Source organism: Hoeflea marina (genome assembly GCF_003182275.1).
In the GTDB taxonomy this organism is placed as follows: domain Bacteria; phylum Pseudomonadota; class Alphaproteobacteria; order Rhizobiales; family Rhizobiaceae; genus Hoeflea; species Hoeflea marina.
Map to the genome: position 1 here is coordinate 851,153 of NZ_QGTR01000002.1, position 21,167 is coordinate 872,319.

General features: G+C 64.9%; 22 protein-coding genes. 11 read left to right on the forward strand and 11 right to left on the reverse strand.

The genetic code is table 11. The features are described 5' to 3' along the window. Positions 1-533 precede the first annotated feature (533 nt). Positions 534-1,367 carry an N-acetylmuramoyl-L-alanine amidase gene (locus tag DFR52_RS10435; RefSeq protein WP_158284928.1) on the reverse strand — a complete coding sequence of 278 codons (834 nt, stop codon included), beginning with the start codon at positions 1,365-1,367 and terminating at the stop codon, positions 534-536. 150 nt (positions 1,368-1,517) lie between these two features. On the opposite strand from DFR52_RS10435, the gene DFR52_RS10440 reads away from it, so the two are divergent. The 3 genes from DFR52_RS10440 (at position 1,518) to DFR52_RS10450 (ending at position 4,545) form a co-directional block, all read left to right on the forward strand. After that, the gene (locus DFR52_RS10440; RefSeq protein WP_110031849.1) at positions 1,518-2,525 is read left to right on the forward strand and encodes an asparaginase; all 1,008 of its coding nucleotides are present in this window, start codon (positions 1,518-1,520) and stop codon (positions 2,523-2,525) included. Between the two features lie 147 nt (positions 2,526-2,672). After that, positions 2,673-3,152 (forward strand): cupin domain-containing protein, encoded by a 480-nt coding sequence (locus tag DFR52_RS10445; protein ID WP_110031850.1) that lies wholly within the window; start codon positions 2,673-2,675, stop codon positions 3,150-3,152. 298 nt (positions 3,153-3,450) lie between these two features. Next, positions 3,451-4,545 (forward strand): acyltransferase family protein, encoded by a 1,095-nt coding sequence (locus tag DFR52_RS10450; RefSeq protein ID WP_110031851.1) that lies wholly within the window; start codon positions 3,451-3,453, stop codon positions 4,543-4,545. A gap of 68 nt (positions 4,546-4,613) precedes the next feature. On the opposite strand, the gene DFR52_RS10455 is transcribed toward DFR52_RS10450, so the two are convergent. From DFR52_RS10455 to DFR52_RS10485, 7 genes are all read right to left on the reverse strand, one after another. Next, positions 4,614-5,645: an extracellular solute-binding protein gene (locus tag DFR52_RS10455; RefSeq protein WP_110031852.1), complete on the reverse strand. Its 1,032-nt coding sequence runs from the start codon at positions 5,643-5,645 to the stop codon at positions 4,614-4,616. 31 nt (positions 5,646-5,676) lie between these two features. Beyond that, positions 5,677-6,498: an ABC transporter permease gene (locus tag DFR52_RS10460; RefSeq protein WP_110031853.1), complete on the reverse strand. Its 822-nt coding sequence runs from the start codon at positions 6,496-6,498 to the stop codon at positions 5,677-5,679. Continuing rightward, complete coding sequence (locus DFR52_RS10465) at positions 6,491-7,441, reverse strand: ABC transporter permease (protein WP_425351159.1); 951 nt, start codon at positions 7,439-7,441, stop codon at positions 6,491-6,493. The genes DFR52_RS10460 and DFR52_RS10465 overlap by 8 nt, the downstream gene beginning before the upstream one ends. A 2-nt stretch (positions 7,442-7,443) precedes the next feature. Then, positions 7,444-8,532, reverse strand: a complete 1,089-nt coding sequence (locus tag DFR52_RS10470; RefSeq protein ID WP_110031854.1) for an ABC transporter ATP-binding protein — start codon at positions 8,530-8,532, stop codon at positions 7,444-7,446. Further along, positions 8,529-8,762, reverse strand: a complete 234-nt coding sequence (locus DFR52_RS10475; RefSeq protein WP_110031855.1) for a hypothetical protein — start codon at positions 8,760-8,762, stop codon at positions 8,529-8,531. The genes DFR52_RS10470 and DFR52_RS10475 overlap by 4 nt, the downstream gene beginning before the upstream one ends. A 309-nt stretch (positions 8,763-9,071) precedes the next feature. After that, entirely contained in the window at positions 9,072-10,397 is a 1,326-nt protein-coding gene (locus DFR52_RS10480) for a serine hydroxymethyltransferase (RefSeq protein ID WP_110031856.1), read from the reverse strand. Between the two features lie 109 nt (positions 10,398-10,506). Then, positions 10,507-11,190 carry a cation efflux transmembrane domain-containing protein gene (locus DFR52_RS10485; protein WP_110031857.1) on the reverse strand — a complete coding sequence of 228 codons (684 nt, stop codon included), beginning with the start codon at positions 11,188-11,190 and terminating at the stop codon, positions 10,507-10,509. Between the two features lie 72 nt (positions 11,191-11,262). On the opposite strand from DFR52_RS10485, the gene DFR52_RS10490 reads away from it, so the two are divergent. The 3 genes from DFR52_RS10490 to DFR52_RS10500 all read left to right on the forward strand — a co-directional run bounded on the left by DFR52_RS10490 (position 11,263) and on the right by DFR52_RS10500 (position 13,783). Further along, the gene (locus DFR52_RS10490; RefSeq protein WP_110031858.1) at positions 11,263-11,709 is read left to right on the forward strand and encodes a MerR family transcriptional regulator; all 447 of its coding nucleotides are present in this window, start codon (positions 11,263-11,265) and stop codon (positions 11,707-11,709) included. 91 nt (positions 11,710-11,800) lie between these two features. Next, entirely contained in the window at positions 11,801-12,145 is a 345-nt protein-coding gene (locus tag DFR52_RS10495; RefSeq protein WP_110031859.1) for a nuclear transport factor 2 family protein, read from the forward strand. A 249-nt stretch (positions 12,146-12,394) separates the two neighbouring features. Further along, positions 12,395-13,783: a diguanylate cyclase gene (locus tag DFR52_RS10500; RefSeq protein ID WP_110031860.1), complete on the forward strand. Its 1,389-nt coding sequence runs from the start codon at positions 12,395-12,397 to the stop codon at positions 13,781-13,783. Positions 13,784-13,810: 27 nt separating this feature from the next. On the opposite strand, the gene DFR52_RS10505 is transcribed toward DFR52_RS10500, so the two are convergent. Beyond that, entirely contained in the window at positions 13,811-15,202 is a 1,392-nt protein-coding gene (locus DFR52_RS10505; protein WP_110031861.1) for a TIGR03808 family TAT-translocated repetitive protein, read from the reverse strand. 259 nt (positions 15,203-15,461) lie between these two features. On the opposite strand from DFR52_RS10505, the gene DFR52_RS25035 reads away from it, so the two are divergent. Both DFR52_RS25035 and DFR52_RS10515 read left to right on the forward strand, forming a co-directional pair. Further along, positions 15,462-15,656 carry a hypothetical protein gene (locus DFR52_RS25035; RefSeq protein WP_245415280.1) on the forward strand — a complete coding sequence of 65 codons (195 nt, stop codon included), beginning with the start codon at positions 15,462-15,464 and terminating at the stop codon, positions 15,654-15,656. A 199-nt stretch (positions 15,657-15,855) separates the two neighbouring features. Then, entirely contained in the window at positions 15,856-17,373 is a 1,518-nt protein-coding gene (locus DFR52_RS10515) for a diguanylate cyclase domain-containing protein (RefSeq protein ID WP_110031863.1), read from the forward strand. A gap of 134 nt (positions 17,374-17,507) precedes the next feature. Here DFR52_RS10515 and DFR52_RS10520 read toward each other — a convergent pair whose 3' ends face one another. Further along, positions 17,508-17,879: a DUF2780 domain-containing protein gene (locus tag DFR52_RS10520; RefSeq protein WP_110031864.1), complete on the reverse strand. Its 372-nt coding sequence runs from the start codon at positions 17,877-17,879 to the stop codon at positions 17,508-17,510. A gap of 166 nt (positions 17,880-18,045) precedes the next feature. Between DFR52_RS10520 and DFR52_RS24990 the strand changes: the two genes are divergently transcribed. From DFR52_RS24990 to DFR52_RS10525, 3 genes are read left to right on the forward strand one after another with little or no spacing between them, the layout of a single operon-like run. Next, entirely contained in the window at positions 18,046-18,177 is a 132-nt protein-coding gene (locus tag DFR52_RS24990) for a hypothetical protein (RefSeq protein WP_280954187.1), read from the forward strand. 37 nt (positions 18,178-18,214) lie between these two features. Continuing rightward, entirely contained in the window at positions 18,215-18,424 is a 210-nt protein-coding gene (locus DFR52_RS24255; RefSeq protein ID WP_146215587.1) for a hypothetical protein, read from the forward strand. Positions 18,425-18,480: 56 nt separating this feature from the next. After that, positions 18,481-20,067 carry a helicase HerA-like C-terminal domain-containing protein gene (locus DFR52_RS10525; protein ID WP_110031865.1) on the forward strand — a complete coding sequence of 529 codons (1,587 nt, stop codon included), beginning with the start codon at positions 18,481-18,483 and terminating at the stop codon, positions 20,065-20,067. Between the two features lie 417 nt (positions 20,068-20,484). Here DFR52_RS10525 and DFR52_RS10530 read toward each other — a convergent pair whose 3' ends face one another. Then, positions 20,485-21,042: a M23 family metallopeptidase gene (locus DFR52_RS10530; protein ID WP_158284929.1), complete on the reverse strand. Its 558-nt coding sequence runs from the start codon at positions 21,040-21,042 to the stop codon at positions 20,485-20,487. Positions 21,043-21,167: the final 125 nt, after the last annotated feature.

The window sequence follows — 21,167 nt, forward strand, 5'->3', positions numbered from 1 at the left end:
GGAAAATCCGTTGCAGATCAGTTCCCCAGCAATAGCGCGGATCGGGCCGGCCGCAAGCCGGATCGTTGGAAGGGCGGGGAATTTTGCCTTGGGAGCTGCGGTGGTCCACCCTTGCCCTTCGAGCGCTGGAGTGGGCCGCAGTCGCATGGTTGCGGAGCGACATGACGGCGGCTCCCCTCCGTCATGCCGGCCCGGGTCGGTATCCAGCAGGCGAGCGTCCGCGAGCCGGATGACACTTCGGACCATCCGGAAGACGAGCGTCTCGCACCGAGGGGACGCGCGGGTCTCCGGATCCCGGCTCAAGGGCAGGAGTGACGGCGTGGAGAGCGCAGTGTGCGAAGATGTCGTGGAGGCAACCAGAACAGTCGCTGTCCCAGAACTCCCCGCATCGCCGATCCCCATTGTGAAGTGCGCGCCACTCCGGTTCCCTTCTTGGTGAGGTGCCCGGCGGCGGGCCACCGGGCCTCGAACCACGAGGGGCAAGGTCGAATTGTCACTTCCTTGCTCTCTGGCGCCCCGTATCCGTATCCTCGTCACCCCGCCTGCAGCCAGTGCGAATGAACATAGCCGGAAGCGTCGGCGCGGCCGTCGACGATCTCGCTCACCAGCCACCATTGCCCCTGCCGCTCGATAACCTGCACCCTGGCGCCGTCGGCCAGCAGCTTGCGTGCGGGATGATAGAGGCCGGGGCCGGAGCGGAGGTTGAGGCCCGAGGGCGAGCGTACGGTGAAGATCTCCGGTTCCTCGGCCCCGTCGCCGCCGCGGCCCGTCACCTCTGCGCGAAAACGATCGAGCGCGAAGCCCGGGCCGGGATCGATCTTGCGGCCGGGGGCGATGTCGTCATGGCCGAGGATGCCGGCCTCCCCGATGCCGTAGACGGCCACAATCGCCTGCGCCGCGGCAACCGCCGCCTGCCATTGCGGCGCCGGAAAGATCTCCCAGGCCTGCTGCCGTTCCGGCGTGTGGCGGTGAGCGGCGAAGATCACCCGCTCCGGCTCGACGGCGGCGCCGGTCCAGGAGCAATGGCCCTTCGGTCCGCTCGACAGCAGCCCCCAATTGGCAAGCTCGATTCCGATGGAGCAGGAATTGAGGCCGGTCACGCCGGCCCACCGGCTCTTGCCGGCATGCCAGGCGGCGCGATCGAAGGCCACCTGCTGGATGATCTCGCCGTCGCGGCCGATCACGAGATGCGCCGAGGCTCGGGCGGCGGAGCCGGCGAAATAGCGGGCGGTCGCCTCCGCCGACCCGCCGGCCGTATAGTGCATGATGAGAAACCGCGGGCGGATCGTTCCTCCCTGGTGAGTGGCCTGCAGGAAGCGGACGGGCGCGCCGCCCTCGGCGAACAGGCGATGGCTGTGGATCAACATGGCAACCTCCTTGGCTCGGTTCAGGAATATTATCCCAATATCGCCGCTGTTGGACGAAACCGGCGGCCCCTGAGCCACGGCACCCTTGCCCGCCGCGGTTTTGCCGCGTAGCAATCGCGGCCACATCCAACGTTTGAACTGGAATCCGCCATGCAGAACCCCGTCCTTGTCGAAGTCACCCGCGGCGCCGTCGTCGAAAGCCTGCATCGCGGCATGGTCGCCGTGGTCGACGGCGACGGCGGTCTGGTCATGGGTCTCGGCGACATCGACCGGCCGGTGTTTCCGCGCTCGGCCACCAAGTCGATGCAGGCGCTGGCGCTGGTCGAGACGGGTGCGGCGGACGCCTACGGCTTTGGCGAGCGGGAATTGGCGCTCGCCTGCTCGTCGCATTCCGGCGAGCCCGGTCACATGGCGCTCGCCGGCGACATGGCGGCCCGCGCGGGACTGGGCGAGGCCGATTTCGAATGCGGCCGGCACTGGTCGTCGGAGCAGTCGGTGCTCATCGAGCAGGCGCGCGCCGGCGACAAGCCGAACCAGCTCGGCAACAACTGCTCGGGCAAGCATGCCGGCTTCCTCTGCCTCTCCTGCCATGCCGGCGTCGACCACCACGGCTATGTGGGCTACGACCACTTCGTCCAGTCGACCATCCGCGACACGGTCTCGAGCCTCACCGGCGACCCGATGGGCGTCGACAATTGCGGCACCGACGGCTGCTCGATCCCCACCTATGCGAGCCCGCTCAGGGGCATCGCCCACGGCTTCGCCCGCATGGCCACCGGTACCGGGCTCGGCCCGGTTCGCGCCAAAGCCGCCAAACGGCTGATGTCGGCCTGCATGGCCGAGCCCTGGTATGTCGCCGGCACCGGCCGGGCCTGCACGGAGCTCATGCAGATCGCGCCCGGCCGCATCTTCGCCAAGACCGGCGCCGAGGGCGTCTTCTGCGCCGCGGTCCCCGAAAAGGGCGTCGGCATCGCGCTCAAATGCGAGGACGGCGCCGGCCGCGGCGCCGAGACGATGGTCGCCGCCGTGCTGGCGAAACTCTTCGCCGACGACGGAGAGATTTGCGGCAAGCTCGGCGCCATGGCGTCGCGCACCATGCGGAACTGGAACGGCATCGAGGTGGGCACTGTGCGCCCGGCCGGCGAACTGGCCGGCTGACGCGGCGTCCGGCCGTCGCCGCTGCGGATTGACAGCCGCCTGGCGGCGAAGCAGGTTGTCGCCTGGCGAGGAACGCAGTCCCTATCTGCATCTAGGGTCACGCCGCGCCCGGCGGTCGCGCGCCGCTTCCTCCTTCGGAGCATTGACATGAGCCAAGACCTGCCGCCGCTCGCCATCGTCGCCGCAGAAGCGGCTCCCCGAACCAGGCGATCCAATTATCCCGAGCCCTTCTTCAGCCGCATGGCGGGCCGCGAGAAGCGGCCGCTGGGCGATCTCTTCGGGCTCGGCAATTTCGGCGTCAATCTCACCCGGCTCTCTCCGGGCGGCGAGACCGCGCTCCTGCACCGGCATTCGCGTCAGGACGAGTTCGTCTACATTCTCCAGGGCGAGGCGGTGCTGGTCACCGACCGCGGCGAGGCGGTGCTGACGCCGGGCATGTGCGCGGGCTTTCCCGCCGGCGGCGTCGCCCATCAGCTGCTCAACCGCTCGGAGGCCGATGTGGTCTATCTCGAGATCGGCGACCGCACGCCCGGCGACGAGGTGAGCTATCCGGAGGATGATATCCAGGCCGTGTTTGGGGAGGGCGGCAAATGGGACTTCACCCGCAAGGACGGCACGCCGTATTGAGGGACGAGGGAATGAAGCACTGAAAATGCACTCCCCACTGCGGCCCACTGGAGCGGCTGCTGATATCCAATCGCTAGACGGAAAGCGAATCCGTCGGGGCGGTTACTGGCCTGTCGGTAAATGCAGTTCTGTGTTGCTTCTCCGCATTGAGTGAACGTGCCTCTACCATCGAGTCCTATCCCAAGCGTTCCGCCTGGATTTCGTGCTCAATTACCTCCGGTCATTTCTGTGGCCATATAGACAGTATTGATCCTAAAAACGCGAATTGGATCGCAAATATAAGGGAAATATAAATATCGTGATTGAGAAAAAAATACCGTCAGTCAAACTAATTTATCTTGAGGCGATGCGAGGTATAGCGTCGATAATCGTAGTATTTCATCATATATGTATAGCTTTCTTGCCAAACATAAAGGAAAATTTCCCGCGTGGCTTGGGTAAAACTCCGCTTTACTTTTTGATAAATGGTTCTGCTGCAGTGAATTTTTTCTTCGCCCTGTCGGGATTTGTATTGACTTATCGTTTCTTCCAAAGTCCTAGTTTAAATTACCTTATAGTCTCATCCTTGAAACGACTCCCCCGCCTGATGCTACCTGCGTCGATCACCATAGCTGTTGGTTATCTTATATTGGATTTCGGAAGTACAAACTATTTGGATGCAGCAGAAATCACCGGATCGAAGTGGTTGGCCACATTTGGGAATGCCAACTTCCCCAACGGGTTCACAGCCACAAGCGCCGATGCATTGTCACAGGTTTGGCGCGTTTTTCTGATTCCCCGGAACAATTACTACAATAGTAATTTATGGACCATGCGGCCCGAATTCCTTGGATCTTTGATTGTTTTCGCCACTGCAACAGTGGCATTTCTTGAGCACCGTTGGGCAGGGTTCGTGATGCTGACCCTTTTGGGCTGCGCTACACGGTTTGCCTATCCGATAGCTTTCCCATTTTTGGCTGGATCGCTACTTGCCTTCGTCCTCGCAAATTGGCCGACGCTAATCATAGGTGTGAAGCCACGACCTCTCGTCCTGCTGGGAATCCTGGTAATCGGAATGAGTAGGACCAAGGCGGACTATCAAGTGCTGGCGTCCGTCTTGCTGATTGCTGGATTGATAGCCATGCCAACGGTTTCAAGGGTACTTTCAGGCAGCGCCAGCATCGTTCTGGGGAAGATCTCTTTCCCACTCTATCTGGTCCACACGCTCGTTATTCTGAGTGTCTCAAGCTACGCTTACGTTGAGGCTGGTGTATTTGCTGCGGTGGTGACCACTTTTGTTGTGTCGGGAATAGCTCTCGTTCCAATTGTAATGCTTGAAGAATGGTGGGTTCCATTTTTGAAGCGCGTTGCCAGGGCAAGGCTTGGTGGCGATGAAAAAGCGCCAAATATATAATTTGGACACACCACCCACAAAAAAGGACGGCCCGCGAGAGCCGCCCCCTTCAACTGCGCAACCCGGACCTACTTCTGCAGTTCGGTCCAGATCGCGGTGTAGATGTCGCGTGCCGATTTCGGGCAGACCGGAAGGAACTGGCCGGCGGCCTGCAGGTCTTCCGGTGTCTCGAGCTCGGGCGCTCCCTTCATCTTCTCGGGCATGAACTCGGCCGAGCCGGAAATCCCGTTGGCGTAGCCGGCGAACGAGGAGATCATCGCCGCGTTCTCGGGCTCCATGAGGAAGTTCTGGAACAGCTTCGCATTCTCGACGTTCTTGGCGTCCTTGAGCACGGCGACCGCGTCCATCCACAGCGGATAGCCTTCCTTCGGATAGCCGTAGGCCACGTCCGGGTTTTCCTGGCGTGCCTTGAAGGTCGAGCCGTTCCAGTTCACGGTCGCCTGGTATTCGCCGTTCTTGAGCTTGTCCGTGGTGCCGTAATCCATCGACTGCCACTTCGGCTTGGCGGCGACGAGCAGATCGCGCACCTTCCTGAGCACTTCCTTGTCTTCCGTGCAGGCCTCGCCGCCGACATAGAAGATGGCGAGGTTCATCACGTCGCTCATTTCCGGAACCACATTGACCTTGCCGACCAGTTCGGCCGGCGGATCAAGGAAGATGGCCGAGGTGTTGATGTCGCCCGAATAGCTCTTCTTGTTCACCGCGATGCCGGTCGTGCCCCACTGCCACGGCACGGTGTAGTGACGGCCCATGTCCCACGGCACGTCGACCCAGCGCGGCGCCACGTTCTTGAAGTTTTCCATTTCGTCGGGGCGGGTTTCGAGCAGCAGGCCCTTCTCGACATAGATCGGCACATAGTTGCCCGTCGGCACGACGATGTCGAAGCCGTGGCCGCCGGCCTCGATCTTGGTCAGCGCCGTGGTGTTGGAATCGTAGTCCGTGAGCGTCACCTTGACGTCGAACTTCTCCTCGAATTTCTTGATCAGGTCGGGGTTGGTGTAGTTGCCCCAGTTGTAGATGTTGAGCTCGCCGGCGGCGAACGACAGCGTCGTCGTGGCCAGCAGCGCGGCTGCGGTCATGGTCAGTGTTGAAAGGCGCATGGGTTGTCTCCTTGGGTGGGCGAAAATGTCTTCAGCTTCTTGCCGTGTTCCTCCCCGACAGGATGAAGAAGACGGTGAGAAGCAGCACGGTCAGCGCCAGCAGCGCCGTGGAGATCGCGTTGACCTCGGGCGTCACCGCGCGGCGCAACTGGCCGAGCATGTAGGTGGGCAGCGTGTCCTGGCCGGCGGACTTGACGAATTCGGTGATGATGACGTCATCGAGCGAGACGACGAAGGCGAGCATGGCGCCGGCGGCGATGCCCGGCGCCATCAGCGGCAGGGTGATGCGGCGGAAGGTTTGCCACGGCGTGGCGTAGAGATCGGCGGCAGCCGACTCCAGCGCCAGATCCATGCCTTCCATGCGTGCCCGGATCGGCAGATAGGCGAAGGGAATGCAGAAGGCGGAATGCGCCAGGATGAGGTAGCCCAGCCCCGAATAGCCGGTGGCGATCTTGATCGAGGAGAAGAAGATCAGCAGAGCCACCGCGGTGACGATCTCCGGCACCATCAGCGGCTGGTTGATCAGCATGTAGATGAGCGTCCGGCCGCGGTAGTTGCGGGCCCGCGTGGTGCCGAGCGCGGCCATCGTCGCGAGCACTGTGGAAATGCCCGAGGCCCACAGCGCGATCACCAGCGAGCGCAGCGTGGCCTCCTGGACGATCTGGTTGCCGGCGGCGACCGTGTACCACTTGGTCGAGAATCCGCGCCAAAGCGCCACTGAGTCGCCGGCATTGAAGGAGTAGATGACGATGGTGACGATCGGCGCGTAGAGCAGCACGAAACAGGTGATGGCGATGGCTGTGAAGCCGGGCAGGCGGCGAACCGAGAACGGCCGGGGGCTTGTCCTAGTCATGGCTCGACCCCCGCGTCGACGCCCGCACATAGTAGAGCAGCGCCACCATGACGATCAGCAGCAGGAAGATCGACAGCGATGCCCCCAGCGGCCAGTTGCGGCCCTGGCCGAACTGCAGCTCGATGAAGTTGCCGATCATCATGTTCTTGCCGCCGCCGAGCACCCGAGGCGTCACATAGGCGCCGAGCGAGGGCACGAAGACGAGGATCGAGCCCGCCACGATGCCCGGCTTGACGATCGGCAGGATCACCCGGCGGAGCACCTGCAGGCGGTTGGCGTAGAGATCGTAGCCCGCCTCCACCAGCCGGAAGTCGAAGCGCTCGATGGCGGCATAGAGCGGTAGCACCATGAGCGGCAGGTAGACATAGGCCATGCCGATGAGCACGGCGGTGTCGGTGTACATGATTTGCAGCGGGCTCGCGATCACGCCGAGCTTGATCAGCCAGGTGTTGAGCAGTCCCTCGTTGCGGATCATCTCGAGGATGGCGAAGGTGCGCACCAGGAGATTGGTCCAGAACGGAATGGTGATCAGGAACAGCCAGAAGGTCCGCGCCCGCCCGGGGCGCGTGGCGATGAACCAGGCCGTGGGCAGGCCGAAGACGATGGTGATGGCTGTGGTCAGCAGCGACAGCCGCACCGAGCGCCAGAAGATCGACAGATGCGCGTCGGCGAGCCCCAGGGTGTCGTCGAAGATGTCGCGGGTGAAGAAGATCTGCACCCATGCGTCGAAGGTCGGGGTCCACTCGACGCCGCTGAAATCCCCCGGCGTCATGAAGGAATAGACCAGCACGATGATGAGCGGCCCGGATGCGCCGATCACCAGCAGCGCCAGCGCGGGCGCCGACAACAGCCAGTTGCGGCGTGTCCGCTCGCGCTCTGCCCGGCGCTCCATGACGCCGCTGTCGGAGCGGTGGGCCGTCGCGGCGGGCTTGGCGCTGGCCATGGTCAGGCTCCCACGATGCGCAGGGCGCCAGGGGCGAAGGAGACGCCGGCGATGGCGCCGGTCTCCAGCCCTTCCTTGCCCGACAGGCCGGAAGGGATGCGGGCCACCAGCTCTTCGCCGCTGTCGAGCGTGAGGTGGCAATGCATGTCCGTGCCGAAATAGATCAGGTTGGTGATCCTGCCGCTGAGCGAGCCGGGTGCGTCGAAGGCCCCGAGCAGCACATATTCGGGGCGCACGGCCAGTGTCACCGGCTGGCCGGCAGCGGGGCTGTCGGCAGTGTCGATTGAGAGTTCCTGTCCACCGCCGAGCGCGATCCGCGCCGGTGGTCCGGCGGCAAGCACCGTGCCGTCGAGAAAGTTGGATTCCCCGATGAAGCCGGCGACGAAACGGTTGGCCGGGCGCTCGTAGATGTCGCGCGGACTGCCGATCTGCAGGATATGACCCGCATCCATCACCGCGATCCGGTCCGACATGGTCAGCGCCTCCTCCTGGTCGTGGGTGACGAAAACAAAGGTGATGCCGGTGTCCTGCTGCATGCGCTTGAGCTCGATCTGCATCTGCTTGCGCAGCTTGAGGTCGAGCGCCGACAGCGGCTCGTCGAGCAGCAGCACCGAGGGCCGCGGCGCGAGCGCGCGGGCCAGCGCGACCCGCTGCTGCTGGCCCCCGGAGAGCTGCGCCGGCAGCCGCGCAGCCATCGCCTCCATCCGCACCAGCGCCAGCATCTCAGCCGTCGTCGCCTTGATCTCGTCCTTGCCGCGGCCGAGCATCTCGAGCCCGAAGGCGATGTTCTGCGCCACGGTGAGATGGGGAAACAGCGCGTAGCTCTGGAACACCGTGTTGACCGGTCGGCGGAAGGGCGGTTCGGCAGTGATGTCGGTTCCGTCGAGTTCGATGGCGCCGTTGGTTGGAGTCTCGAAGCCGGCGATCATCCGCAGCAGCGTGGTCTTGCCACAGCCCGATGGGCCGAGCAGCGTGAAGAATTCGTTGCGGCGGATGTCCACGGAGACGTTGTCGAGCGCCTTGAGGCCGGTTTCGACGGGGCCGAAGATCTTGGAGACGCCGCGGATGGCGATGGCTGTTTCATGCGTCATCGTGCGAGCCCCTGCAGTGGCGCGGTGGTCGGAAGATCGATAACCTTCAGGATGACCGGGTGGGATTGCAGGCCCGCCCTGGCGGCGGTGTCGGAAGTGCCGCCGGCCCGGCGGGGGACAAAGGAACAGAAGGGCGCATTCACCCGTACGGCGTGCGCGTCAAGCCCGGTCTGCAATCGGTATTCTCCCGGAAACCTGCCGGTCGCGTCCCCTGCGACCACTGCCAGCATGTTTCTCTCTTTGAGAGCCTCTTGCCCGCGCCGGTGTTGAAATCACCGGCTGCGGGGTCGAATGAAGTCGTGGCGGGCATGTCATGCCCTCGGTTCGCTTCGCTCCGCGTTCCTTCTCAAAAACCGCAGCCGGCGTGCCGGTCGCGATCTCGTTGACGTTTCGCCGGGATGGTCGGATTTAAAACCTTCTGCGTCAAGCAATCATTGCTGCGGGTTGAGCTTCGACAGCCCGGCACCCGGAGGATGCATCGTGCCGGTGGAAGCCGTACGCTGCGGGCCTGTAACGGCCCGCCATTGCCACTCGACGCGTCAGTGCGAGCGCACGAAATGCACGCCCGAAAACTGTCCGCGCCGCCAGGCCACTTCGGTGGCCAGCGCCGCCGGGTCGTTGGAGCGGATGGCCCGCGCGATGAGGTCGGCCAGCATGTCGGCGTCTTCCACCGTCACGCCGCGCCGGACCAGTTCCGGCGTGCCGATTCTCAGCCCGTTCATGTCGCCGGGCACCTCCGCGACCGGCAGGCCGATGCCCGAAGCCAGAAAGCCCGCCTGCGCGAGCTTCCTGGCCAGGGTCTGGCCGCCGCCGAATTCGGCCGCCTCGATGGCGAACTGGTGCGAGCGGGTGAAACCGTGGGCGTCGCCATGCACAGGAATGCCGCGCGCGGCAAGACCGATGGCCAGCGCCTGCGCCACCGAGATCATCATCTCGGCATAGCCGGCGCCGAATTCGCGCCAGTCGATGAGCGTCAGTGCCAGCGCGGCGGTTTTGCCGGCGTCGAAATTGGCAGTCATGCCGGGAAAGGCGATGGCGTCAAGCCGTTCGGCGAGGTCCATGTCGCTGCCGACGATCAGCCCCCCGGCCGGTCCGCCCAGGCTCTTGTAGGTGCTCATGGTCATGAAATGCGCTCCCTCGGAGAGCGGATTGGGCCACGCCCCGCCGGCAATGATGCCGCACTGGTGGGCCGCGTCGAACATCACCTTGGCGCCGACCGAATCGGCGATGGCGCGCACCTTGGCCACCGGATGCGGATAGAGATTGAGGCTGCCGCCGAGCGTGATCAGCTTCGGCCGCACCCGATGGGCCAGCTCGGCGAGCGCATTGAGATCGACGGTGAAGCCGTCCGCATTGACCGGTGCGTGATGGATCTCGAGCCCGTATAGCCCGGCGCAGCCTGCCTGGTGGTGGGTGACGTGGCCGCCGATGCTGGAGGGCGGCGCGATAATCGCGTCACCCGGCTTGCAGGTGGCCATGAAGCCGTAGAGATTGGCCATCGCGCCCGAAGCCACCCGGATCTCGGCAAATCTGGCATCGAAGATCTCGGCGGCAAGCTCCGCGCAGATGACTTCGATTTCCTCGATTGCCTGCAGCCCCATCTCGTACTTGTCGCCGGGATAGCCGAGCGACGGCCGCGAGCCCAGGCCTGATGCCAGCATAGCTTCGGCGCGCGGGTTCATCACATTGGCAGCGGGATTGAGGTTGAAGCAGTCGCGGTCGTGAATCTGCCTGTTGACATCGATCAGCCGGTCGAGCCGGGCGGTGATCTCGACCGCGCCGGCCTCGGCGGTGCGGCCTGCGATCTCCATCACCCGGGCCTCGCAGGCCGCCGGGACCCAGGCCCGCTTCTCAAGATGTGCCATGCCATTCCCCTGTATGATTCAGGCTGTTGCGCCGGATCAAAGCCGGAATCGGCAAGCTTCGCAATGGGCAATGACGCTGCGGGGATCGAGCGGAGTGGCTGTGGGGCGATCAATGAGAATGCTGCGCCGCCGGTTTCGCTTTGGCATGGTCATGGTGGTCATCGTGCTCATCCCCGTCATGCGCCTTGCCGTGCATTTCCGCCCAAGCCTGGCGGATGATCTGGAAGGAGGAGGTGAGAAAGAGGCCGGACATGATTCCGGCGACGATGAGGTCGGGCCAGCCGGTGGCCGATCCCCAGACGCCGAGCGCGGCGATCATGACGGCGACATTGCCGATGGCGTCGTTGCGCGAGCACAGCCAGACCGAGCGCACATTGGCATCGCCATCCTTGTAGGCCATCAGGATGAGCACGCTTGCGACGTTGGCGGCCAGCGCCATGAAACCGATGGTGCCCATCACCTCCGCAGAGGGCAGGCCGACATGAAACAGGTTCCAGATGGTGGTGCCCGCCACCCAGGCTCCCATCAGCAACAGGCTCACCCCCTTGAACATGGCCACCCGGCTGCGCACCGCGATTGCCGAGCCCAGCACCGCCAGAGACAGGCCGTAGGTCATGGCATCACCGAAGAAATCCAGCGAATCGGCCAGCAGCGCCTGGGACCCGGCGATGCGGCCGGCCGTGATCTCGACCAGGAACATGCCGGCATTGATGGCAATGACCAGCCACAGCCGGATCTTGTAGTCCTTCGTCATGCCGTCGAATGCGACATCGTGGGAATGGCCCGCGCCCATGAAAGCTCTCCTTGAAATTGGCTCGCACAGTCATAACTTCTCTAGTGACTAGAGCTACAAGGGAAAAATTCCATGATGTCGATCGGCGAACTGTCGCGGCGCACCGGCGTGAAGGTGCCGACCATCCGCTACTACGAGCAGACCGGCTTGATCGCGCCGGCGGAACGGTCCGCCGGCAACCAGCGGCGCTACGGCAAGGATCATCTGGCGCGACTCTCCTTCATCCGCCATTCACGCCAGCTCGGCCTGTCGATCGAGGCCATCCGCGAACTGGTCGAATTTTCCGCCACCCCCAACATGCCCTGTGAACGCGCGCACCGCATTGCCCGCGCCCATCTCGACGTTGTCAGCGCCCGCATAGTCCAGTTGCAGCGGCTGCAAGCGGAACTCGTGCGCATCGCAGCCGTCTCCGACAACGGCGATATCGGCCAATGCCAGGTCATCGAAGCGCTGTCGGGACATCATTTATGCGACGGCGAGCATGTCGCCGCGCGGCCTGTCGATACCGCGGCCTGGTGAATCGCCGCGCGTATTCGGGAACGGGCGCGCGGCTTGGTCGTTAACCAAGAGCACGGACAATCGCGTCCGTGCCCTGACAGGAGTATGCGCCATGACCCAGATCAATGTTCAGGATCTTGAGCGGCGGCTCTGGCTGGAAGGATCGCCTGCCTACGAGGAAATCCTTGCGCCCGATTGCATCATGGCCTTCGCGGCCCCGGTCGGCATTCTGCGCGGCGCGGCAATTCACCAGAGTCTCAAGGCGCTGCCGCGCTGGGACGATGTCGAGATCAGCGAGACGGATCTCGCACAGCCGGACGATTCGACCCTGGTGCATGCCTACCGCGCCGTCGGCCACCGCGAAGGCGACGCGCCCTATCGCGCCTACTGCACCTCCACCTACCGCCGGACTGGCGAGGGCTGGTGCTTGATCCAGCACCAGCAGACACCCGACTGAGGTCCTGCAGTGAAGCGATCGGCCCGGCCAGTAGCTGGAATGCCAATTCCACAACTCCTGCAACGGCTTCGAAGCCGTCCGCCGGGCAGAGATGGTTTCCACGAAGAATTCCCTCAAATCTGGGGGTAATCGCGTTCAGTTTCGATTAATCCACCGCACGGATAGTGCTTGATGAAACAGGCCTCGTTGGTTTCATGGTGATGTCGGTTCATCATGGATGAGCGAGATGCGGCTGCCGCGAGGACGTGAATGCCAGACAATCCAAGGCCAGCCAACGAGCATGAACGGCTCAAGCGACTGCACGACTACGGCGTCCTCGACACCCTGGCGGAAGAGTCGTTCGACCGGATCACCCGGCTTGCCGCGCAATTGCTCGAAGCCCCGATCTCCCTGATCTCGTTCATTGCCGAGGACCGCCAGTGGTTCAAGTCGCGCGTCGGCGTCGACCTGTCGGAGACGCCGCGCGAGCATTCCTTCTGCGCCCATGCCATCTGCCAGGATGGCGTCATGGTCATCGAGGACATGCGTCTCGATGAGCGGTTCCGCGAGAACCCTTTTGTGACCGATAGCCCGCATCTGCGGTTTTATGCCGGCGTGCCGCTGCGCAGCCCCGACGGCCACAATGTCGGCACCCTGTGTGCCATCGACACCAAGCCGCGGAGCCTCGACGGCCCGAAGCGCGCCCTTCTGGCCGATCTCGCTGCGATCGTTCTCGACCAGTTGGAAATGTGCAAACTGGCCGATCGCGCGCAACGGGCCGAGGACCGGCTGACCGACGCCATGGAATCGTTGCCCGACGGTTTCGTGCTCTACGGCGCGGACGACAGGCTGCTGATATGCAACCGGCGATATCGCGAGATCTACGCCGACAGTGCCGACCTGATGACCCCCGGCACGGCGTTCGCCGACATCATCCGCATCGGCGTGGAGCGCGGCCAGTATCCGGACGCGGTCGGCAACGAGGAGAAATGGCTGCGTCAGCGCATCTTCGAGCACCTCAATCCGGGCGAGCCCATCGAACAGCAATTGCCCGGCGACCGCTGGCTGAGGATCCAGGAGGGCCGCACCCGCGAAGGCGGGCTGGTCGGCTTCCGCTTCGACATCACCGAACTCAAGCGCCAGCGCCGCGAACTGACGCGCCTGGCCTGGACGGATTCATTGACCGGGGCGCTCAATCGGCACCGGTTCATGGAACTGGCGGAAACGGAAGTCGGCAGAGCGAGTCGGTCCGGCAAGAACCTCGCGATGCTGCTCATCGATGCCGATCATTTCAAGCAGATCAATGACCGCTTCGGCCATGCCGCCGGCGACTGCGTCCTGCAGGAGCTCGTGCGGCGCTGGCAGCGTGTGCTGCGGGCGGAAGATGTGCTCGGCCGCATAGGAGGCGAGGAATTCTGCGTGCTGCTGCCAGAGGTCTCAGTCAGCAATGCGATGGCCATCGCCGAGCGGCTGCGCCGGGTTGCGGCCGACCTGCCGGTCGCCATCGAGGGCCAGTTGCTCAATGTCAGCGTCAGCATCGGCCTCACCGGATTCCTCGGCAAGCAGGACAGCTTGAGCGTGATGCTGGCGCGCTCCGACAAGGGCCTCTACACGGCCAAGGACGGCGGGCGCAACCGCCTTTCGCTGCAGGCTGCCTGAAGTCGATCCTGCGTCGGCGCGGCTCGGTCACCCGACCGCGTTGTCCGCGATTGTCAGATGGCTGAAGCGCTCGGCGCCCGGCCGTGTCAGGTCGCCGGTGACCACCTCGTTCCAGCGGCAGCCGACAACGGCGCCGTCTGGTGTGTCCTGGAATACGTTGTCCGATATCAGCGCGCTGCCGGAGTCCTCGACCACTGAGACGGCGACGCCCGCGCCCGACCGGCGGACCACGTTGCCGGAGATGTTGACGGCCCTCAGATAAGGTCCCCAGCCGGCGAGGATGCCCCATTTCGGCGCCCCATCCACGGTGTTGCCGGTGACACTGCAATCGGCCTCGATGCCGATGCCGATCCCGAAGCCGGCGTTTTCAGCCGGGTAGGGGCCTTGCGTGACGAGGTTGCGCACGATGTTGCCCGACACCACGGCCAGCCGGCCGCCCTCGTTGAAGTTGGCCACCGAGATGCCGAGCGTGGCGCCGTCGACGACATTGTTGGCAATCAGCGCGCCCTGGAACTCGAATTCGGCATAGAGGCCGGTTTCGCCCGAACGGATCGCCTGGTTGCCGACGATCTGGATGTTGTCGGCGGAATTGGCACGGATGGCCGAGAACGCGCAGTCGCTGACATGGTTGCCCGTCACCATGACATTGCCGGCGCGGAAGATGTTGATGCCATTGCCGTTCTGCCCGGTGCCGCCGGCGCGCGCGGCGATCCGCATCACCCGGTTGCCCGAAACGATGGTTCCGTCCTCATCGGGACTCCAGCGATGCACCAGGATGCCGCCATTGCCGCAGTCGCTCACCACATTGTCGCGAATCGCCAGTCCTGTGGAGCCGACGGCGTAGAGCCCGACCTGCGCCGCGCCGGAGAAGTGGCAGCCCGAGACATGGCCGCCGCAGCCCTCGAGAGTCAGCGCATGGCCCGACGAGCCAGTGATGTCGACATCCTCGATGACCGCTTCGCTCACACCGCGCAGATGCACGAGGCCGGTGACATGCTCGCCCAGCCTCTGGTTGGCACCGTCGATGACGAGGCCGGAGAGTTCGATGCGGCCGCCGCCTTCCGCGACGAAGCAGTGACCCCTGCCGCCATAGATCAGCCGCGTGGCGCCCGCGACGCCGGCGATGCGCGCGCCATCGGGCAGGTCGATGTTGGAGACCACGTAGGATCCCGCCGGCAGCCACAGGATCTTGCCGTCGCGCGCTGCACCGTTGATCGCCTGCTGCAGCATCCGGCTCTGGTCGTCGGCCACATCGGGCAGGAGGCCGTTGAGGTCGGCGTCGAGCGCGCCGCGCAGGCCGATGCGGGAAAACAGCTCCTGCGCCCGCGCCGGCCGGGCGAGGCATGCCGCAAGGGCGGTGGAGCCGATCAGGCCGCCGACAAAGCCGCGGCGGTTAAATGTGGGACGATGCTCTCTCATGCGGGCAACAATGCACAAGCCGTGCCAGGATGATCCTGTGCCGGAACGGCACAGCCGGTGCGGCACAGCCGGTGCGGCACCGCCGATCGCCACACCCCCGACGGTGCGCCGAAAATCAGAAACTGCTTGAGCTATGTCAAGGCGCAGCCGCTGCATTGCGCTAGTCTTCTGCAACCCGCGGCGCAACGCGTCGCCGCGCCGGCGGATCCGTCCGGTTCATGGGGGACAGGTCGTCGGAGCCGACGCAACGGAGAGAGCCATGCTGAAGTTGAGTGCCGTCGTCTACCTGCCCGTCGCCAGCATGGCGGCCGGCAGCCTCGTCATCGCCGCCCTTTCGATGGGCCGGGTCGATGCGGTGAGCATTGCCGTGGCGGCCATCGCCGGAGCCGTCATCGGCCTGCCTGCATCCTGGCTGATCGCCGGCCGCATCAACACCGTCATACGGCCCCGCTGACGGCCGCCCTTCGGGGCAGGCGAGGAGGCGCGGCGCCGGCCGGGATCGGTTCGGGGGAGCCGGTCCCGGTATCCTTGCGGTGATTGGCACGTCAATGATCCGCGATGGCACGGCGGTTCTTAAGGCATTGGGAACCAAGCCACTTAGCCCGATATTCAGCACTTCCGCATAGGCTGGCGTTCGAAACAGGAACCTCGCCATGCCAAGCTCCCCACGAACCGGTCCGACCAGCAGCATCGCCTTCGGTGTCTATGCGCTCTGCGTCGCCGTCGTCATCGTCTTCGCGGCCTCCAATCTCCAGGTCCTGTCCTTTGCCGGCGGCATCGCCGACGATGTCCGCGCGGAAGTCGAGCACAACCTCGTTCAGGCGGAAATCCGGCGGCAGATGGAGATTCTCGCCCGCGACCAGTCGCAGATCTCGCAGTGGGACGACACGGTGCGCGCCCTTGGGCCGACCATCGACACCGATTTCGTCGAGGCGGAAATCGCCGACTGGATGTGGGAGGATTTCGGCATCGAGTCCTCGGTCGTGCTCGGCGCCGACGACAGGCCGGAACTGACCGTCTTCAAGTCCTCCATGCTGGATCCGGAAGCGGGTGCTGCCTATGTGGCGCACAGCCGCGACCTGGTCAGGACCGCCCAGGAGAAATACCTGGCCCAGCGCACCGCCAAGGGCGCGGGCTTCGTGGTCGCCGGGCATCGGGTCCGGTCATTGCTGCCGCTCTACGTCGCCGACATCCGGCTCGTCGAGGGCGAGTTCGGCGTCGTCGTCGCCCAGGCCATCGTGCCGGACGATGTGGCGGTTCTGCCCGACGGATTGCCGAAGGTGCTGCTCACCTTCAAGCCGCTTGACGGGAAGGCGTTCGCCGAAATCGGCCGCGATCTCGGCCTTGAGGACTTCCGCATCGAGGCGGCCGACGCGCCCGCCGCCGGTCGCGGCTCGATGATCGTCAGCCAGGTCGCCGGCCAGCCCTTGCTGAAGGCGAGCTGGAAGGTGGACCTGCCCTCGGACATCATCTGGAGCCGCTCCATAGGCGCGCTCGCCGTCTCCTTCGTCATGGTGGTGCTGTCGCTGGCGCTGGTCGCCTATCGTTACGGCCGCGCATTGAAGGCGCTGCAGTCGAGCGATGCCGAGAACCGCCACCGCGCCCTGCACGACAGTCTTACCGGCCTGCCCAACCGGCTGCAGTTCGATCAGGCATTGGACGACGTCATCGACGAGCGCCGCCAGGACCGCTGCGCGATCCTCTGCCTCGACCTCGACCGGTTCAAGGCTGTCAACGACACCTTTGGCCACCAGGCGGGAGACGTGGTGATCAGGACCGCGGCGCGGCGGATCGCCGATGCGGTCGGACCGGCCGGCATGGCGGCGCGCGTGGGCGGCGACGAATTCATGATCCTGCTTCGCGACGGCCTCGACCACGACAGCGTGCTCGCCCGCTGCGAGGGAATTATCGCCAGCCTCTGCGAGGACATCGCCGTAGACGGCGGCATCGCCCGCATCGGTGCCAGCATCGGGGCCGCCTGGTGGCCCGACGATGCCCTGACGGCGAAGGCCGTCATCCGCGAGGCCGACCAGGCGCTCTACCGCGCCAAGGACAACGGCCGCGGCCACGCCTGGTTTGCCGGCGGCAGCGGCAAGGACGCTCCGGTCGCAGCCGAACGGCGCAAGGCGACCGGGAAGTCCGCGCCGGGCAGGGGGCCGCTCGCCGCCTGAAACTTGTGCGCAGGAGGTTCGCCGGGGCGGCCGCGATCGGATATCCCTCGTCTATTCCATACGCGTCCGAACCCCGAAACGAAACACCCGGCGCTTGCGCGCCGGGAGTTGCTGCATCCGGATGTGCCGGTCGTTCAGACGAACTGGCTCAGCCCCGGGATCGAGGCCACGACGTCGTCGACCGCATCGCCCTGGCCGTTCTCGCGCGCATAGGCCATGGTTTCCTTGGCGACGCCCGAAATCTCGCCCATGCCGAGGCCAAGGCTCATCAGCTTGGACCCAAGTCCCATGATGCCGTTGCCCATCAGGTTGCCGAGCATGCCGCCGCCCGTGTCGCCCTGGGCGGAGACCATGGCGTCGGAACCCGGAATCGCCTTCATCATCTCGTGCACCTTGTCCTTCGGGCCTTCCTGCAGCAGGAAGGCGAGGATCATGCCGACCGCCTTGGTTGCGGTGGCGGGGTCGATGCCGACATTGGTGGAAATGCGCTGGATCAGGTCGTCCATGGGAGGCTCCTCGAAGAAAGAATGACGTTAACGTAAGGGTAAATGGCGGTGCAGCCGTTTGCAAGCATGCGGAGGGACATTCAAGGCGAACGGATGATTTTGCAATCGCCATCCACGCCCGCACCACTCATCCCCCGGCAATCTGATCACGGGCTGCCGGGGCGGCTTGGCCACCGTCACCCTGTTCACGCTGCTGCTGGCCGCCTCCTCGTGGTCCTGGCGCCCGATCACCGGTCCGCGGATCACGCGTCCGATCGAGGAGGCGCTGATCGACGCGCCGCTGGCACAGTTCGCATAAGCCCCAAGCCCTGGTGCTCCGTTTCGAGGACAGCGGAATGGCGACCACCTCGCCGCAGTCGACCCGGGATTTGGAGCTGACCTCGGGCGCGGATGAAAACCTGCTGCTTGCCATCGTGGCCTGCCCTGACCGGGTCGGCCCGACGCAATCCGCACGTCCCGCCGCGGCCGCTTCCGCATCTGTGAGGCCGCTTGCCTCCGCAGCCGCTTTCCGCATTGTTTGCCCAACCTCACTTCCCTATAAGTGAAACCCGGCGCGCCGGCCGATGACGACTGCGGTGCGGATCAAAGGGGAAGGGATATCATGCTCGAGGACGGCAAGATCTATATCGGCACCAGCCGCAAGGCCGACGATTCCATCAACAAGGGCGAATATCTCGACCTCAAATATGGCAACCGGCACGGGCTGGTCACCGGCGCCACCGGCACCGGCAAGACGGTCACCCTGCAGATCCTCGCCGAAGGTTTTTCCAATGCCGGCGTGCCGGTGTTCTGCGCCGATGTGAAGGGCGACCTCTCGGGCATCGCGGCGCTTGGCGAGCACAAGGATTTTCTCGACAAGCGCGCCGCCCAGATCGGCCTCGACCCCTACGACGTGCAGGAATTTCCGGCCATCTTCTGGGACCTGTTCGGCGAGAAAGGCCACCGCATCCGCACCACGGTGACCGAGATGGGGCCGCTGCTTCTCTCGCGGATGATGGACCTGTCGGAAGCCCAGGAGGGCGTCATCAACATCGCCTTCAAGCTCGCCGACGAGAACGGCCTGCCGCTGCTCGATCTGAAGGACCTGCAGTCGATGCTCGCCTATATGGCGGGCGAATCCGAAAAGCTCTCGGCCCAGTTCGGCAATGTCTCCAAATCCTCCGTCGGCGCCATCCAGCGCAGCCTGCTGGTGCTCGAGCAGCAGGGCGCCGCGAATTTCTTCGGCGAGCCCGCCTTGCGCATTCCCGACATCATGCGCACCACCAATGACGGACGCGGCGCCATCTCCGTGCTCGCCGCCGACAAGCTGATGATGAACCCCAGGCTTTACGCCACCTTCCTGCTCTGGCTCTTGTCGGAGCTGTTTGAGGAACTGCCCGAGATCGGGGATCCGGACAAGCCGCGGCTGGTGTTCTTCTTCGACGAGGCGCATCTGCTCTTCGACAATGCGCCGAAGATCCTCATCGACCGGGTCGAGCAGGTCGTCCGGCTGATCCGCTCGAAGGGCGTCGGCGTCTATTTCGTCACCCAGAACCCGCTCGACGTGCCCGAGACGGTGCTCTCGCAGCTCGGCAACCGCATCCAGCACGCGCTGCGCGCCTATACGCCGCGCGAACAGAAGGCGGTCAAGGTGGCGGCCGAGACCTTCCGCCCCAATCCGGATTTCGACTGTTTCGAGGCGATCACCCAGCTGGGCGTCGGCGAGGCGCTGGTCTCCATGCTCGGGCCGAAGGGCGTGCCCTCGATGGTCGAGCGCACGCTGGTGCGGCCGCCGGCGTCAAGGCTGGGTCCGATCACCGATGTCGAGCGGCAGAAGGTGATGGCGGTCAGCCCGGTCGCCGGCCAGTACGACACCGATGTCGACCGCGAGAGCGCCTATGAAATCCTCGCCAAGCGCGCCGAACAGGCAGCCGTTGCGGAGGAAAAGGTGCGCCAGCAGGAAGTGGAAGTGACCACCGAAGTGAAGGAAAGCCGTCGCTGGACGCTGCCGGGCTTCGGCGGCGAGGACGACGACGAGCGCCAGTCCGACGGCCGCCGCGCGCCCGACCGCAAGCGCACCACCCGTGTCGGCTACCAGCGCCAGACGGTCACCGAGACGGTGATCAAGTCAGTCGCCCGCACGGTGGCAAGCTCGCTCGGCCGGGCGCTGGTGCGCGGCATTCTCGGAAGCCTGAAGAAGGGGCTCTAGGGCAGGGCTGCCCGGCCGCTGGCACCAACCTCCCCCTTGAGGGGAGGTCGCGCCAAAGGCGCGGGTGGGGGTAAGCCAACGATCCGCGAATGCGGAATTTACGGGTGGTCCCTACCCCCACCCTCAATCCCTCCCCTCAAGGGGGAGGGAGGAGAGCCGCAGGCGCCAGACATTCCGGACCCGTGGAAGGAAGCCGCGACCCATCGCATTCCGCCGGCGCCTTTTCCTCCCCCGCATTCGGGGGAGGTGCCGGCGCAGCCGGCGGAGGGGGGAGGAGCGGTCCGCAGAGCGGAGCAATCGTTGCCGTGAATCGATTGCAGCTACAAACGCCCTGAACTCAAGCAAAGGGCCGAGAACACGACCCTACCCGTCACTTCGGGCCACCCTCCCCTGAAGGGCAGGGAAACCCGCGCGCCCCTACCGGCATCCCACCGGATAGGTCAAGCGAAACCCTGTCGTCTCCGCCGGCGCCGCCGGATCGAAGCACGTCACCCGGCCCGGGCCGTTGGCCCAGGAGCGCTGCGGATCGACGGGGTGGCGCCGCTTGCCGGTGCCGCGCCAGACCTCGAAATGCAGATGCGGGATGCCGCCGCCAAGCGCCCCGGTAACGCCGAGCGTGGCAATCTGCTGGCCGCGTTCGACCTGCTCGCCGGGCTGGACCAGCCGCTTCTCGAGATGCTTGTAGACGGTGTAGGTGCTCACGCCACCCGTGACGGGGCCGTGGTCGATGACCACCCGGTTGCCATAGGCCGGTTCGTAGAACGAGGCGTCGACCTGGCCGGCCGCGACCGCAATCACCGGCGTGCCGACCTTGTCGATGACGTCAATGCCGAGATGGCCGGCTGTTACACTGCTCTCGAAGAACTCCTGGGCGATGGACGGCGCCTCCGCCGGCATGACAACGGCGATCTTGGGGTCCTGCGCCTCCTTGTAGCTCGCCGCCCAGCCATGGTCGTGCGGCACGCAACCGGCCAAGCCTAACAATCCCGCAAGACATGCGATCGAGCCGGACACTCGGCAAAGTCGTCCCATGCATCAGTCCCCCGAACTGAATAGCACCAAACTGAGTCGCGAAGCATATTAGCAATACGCGGCGGCCC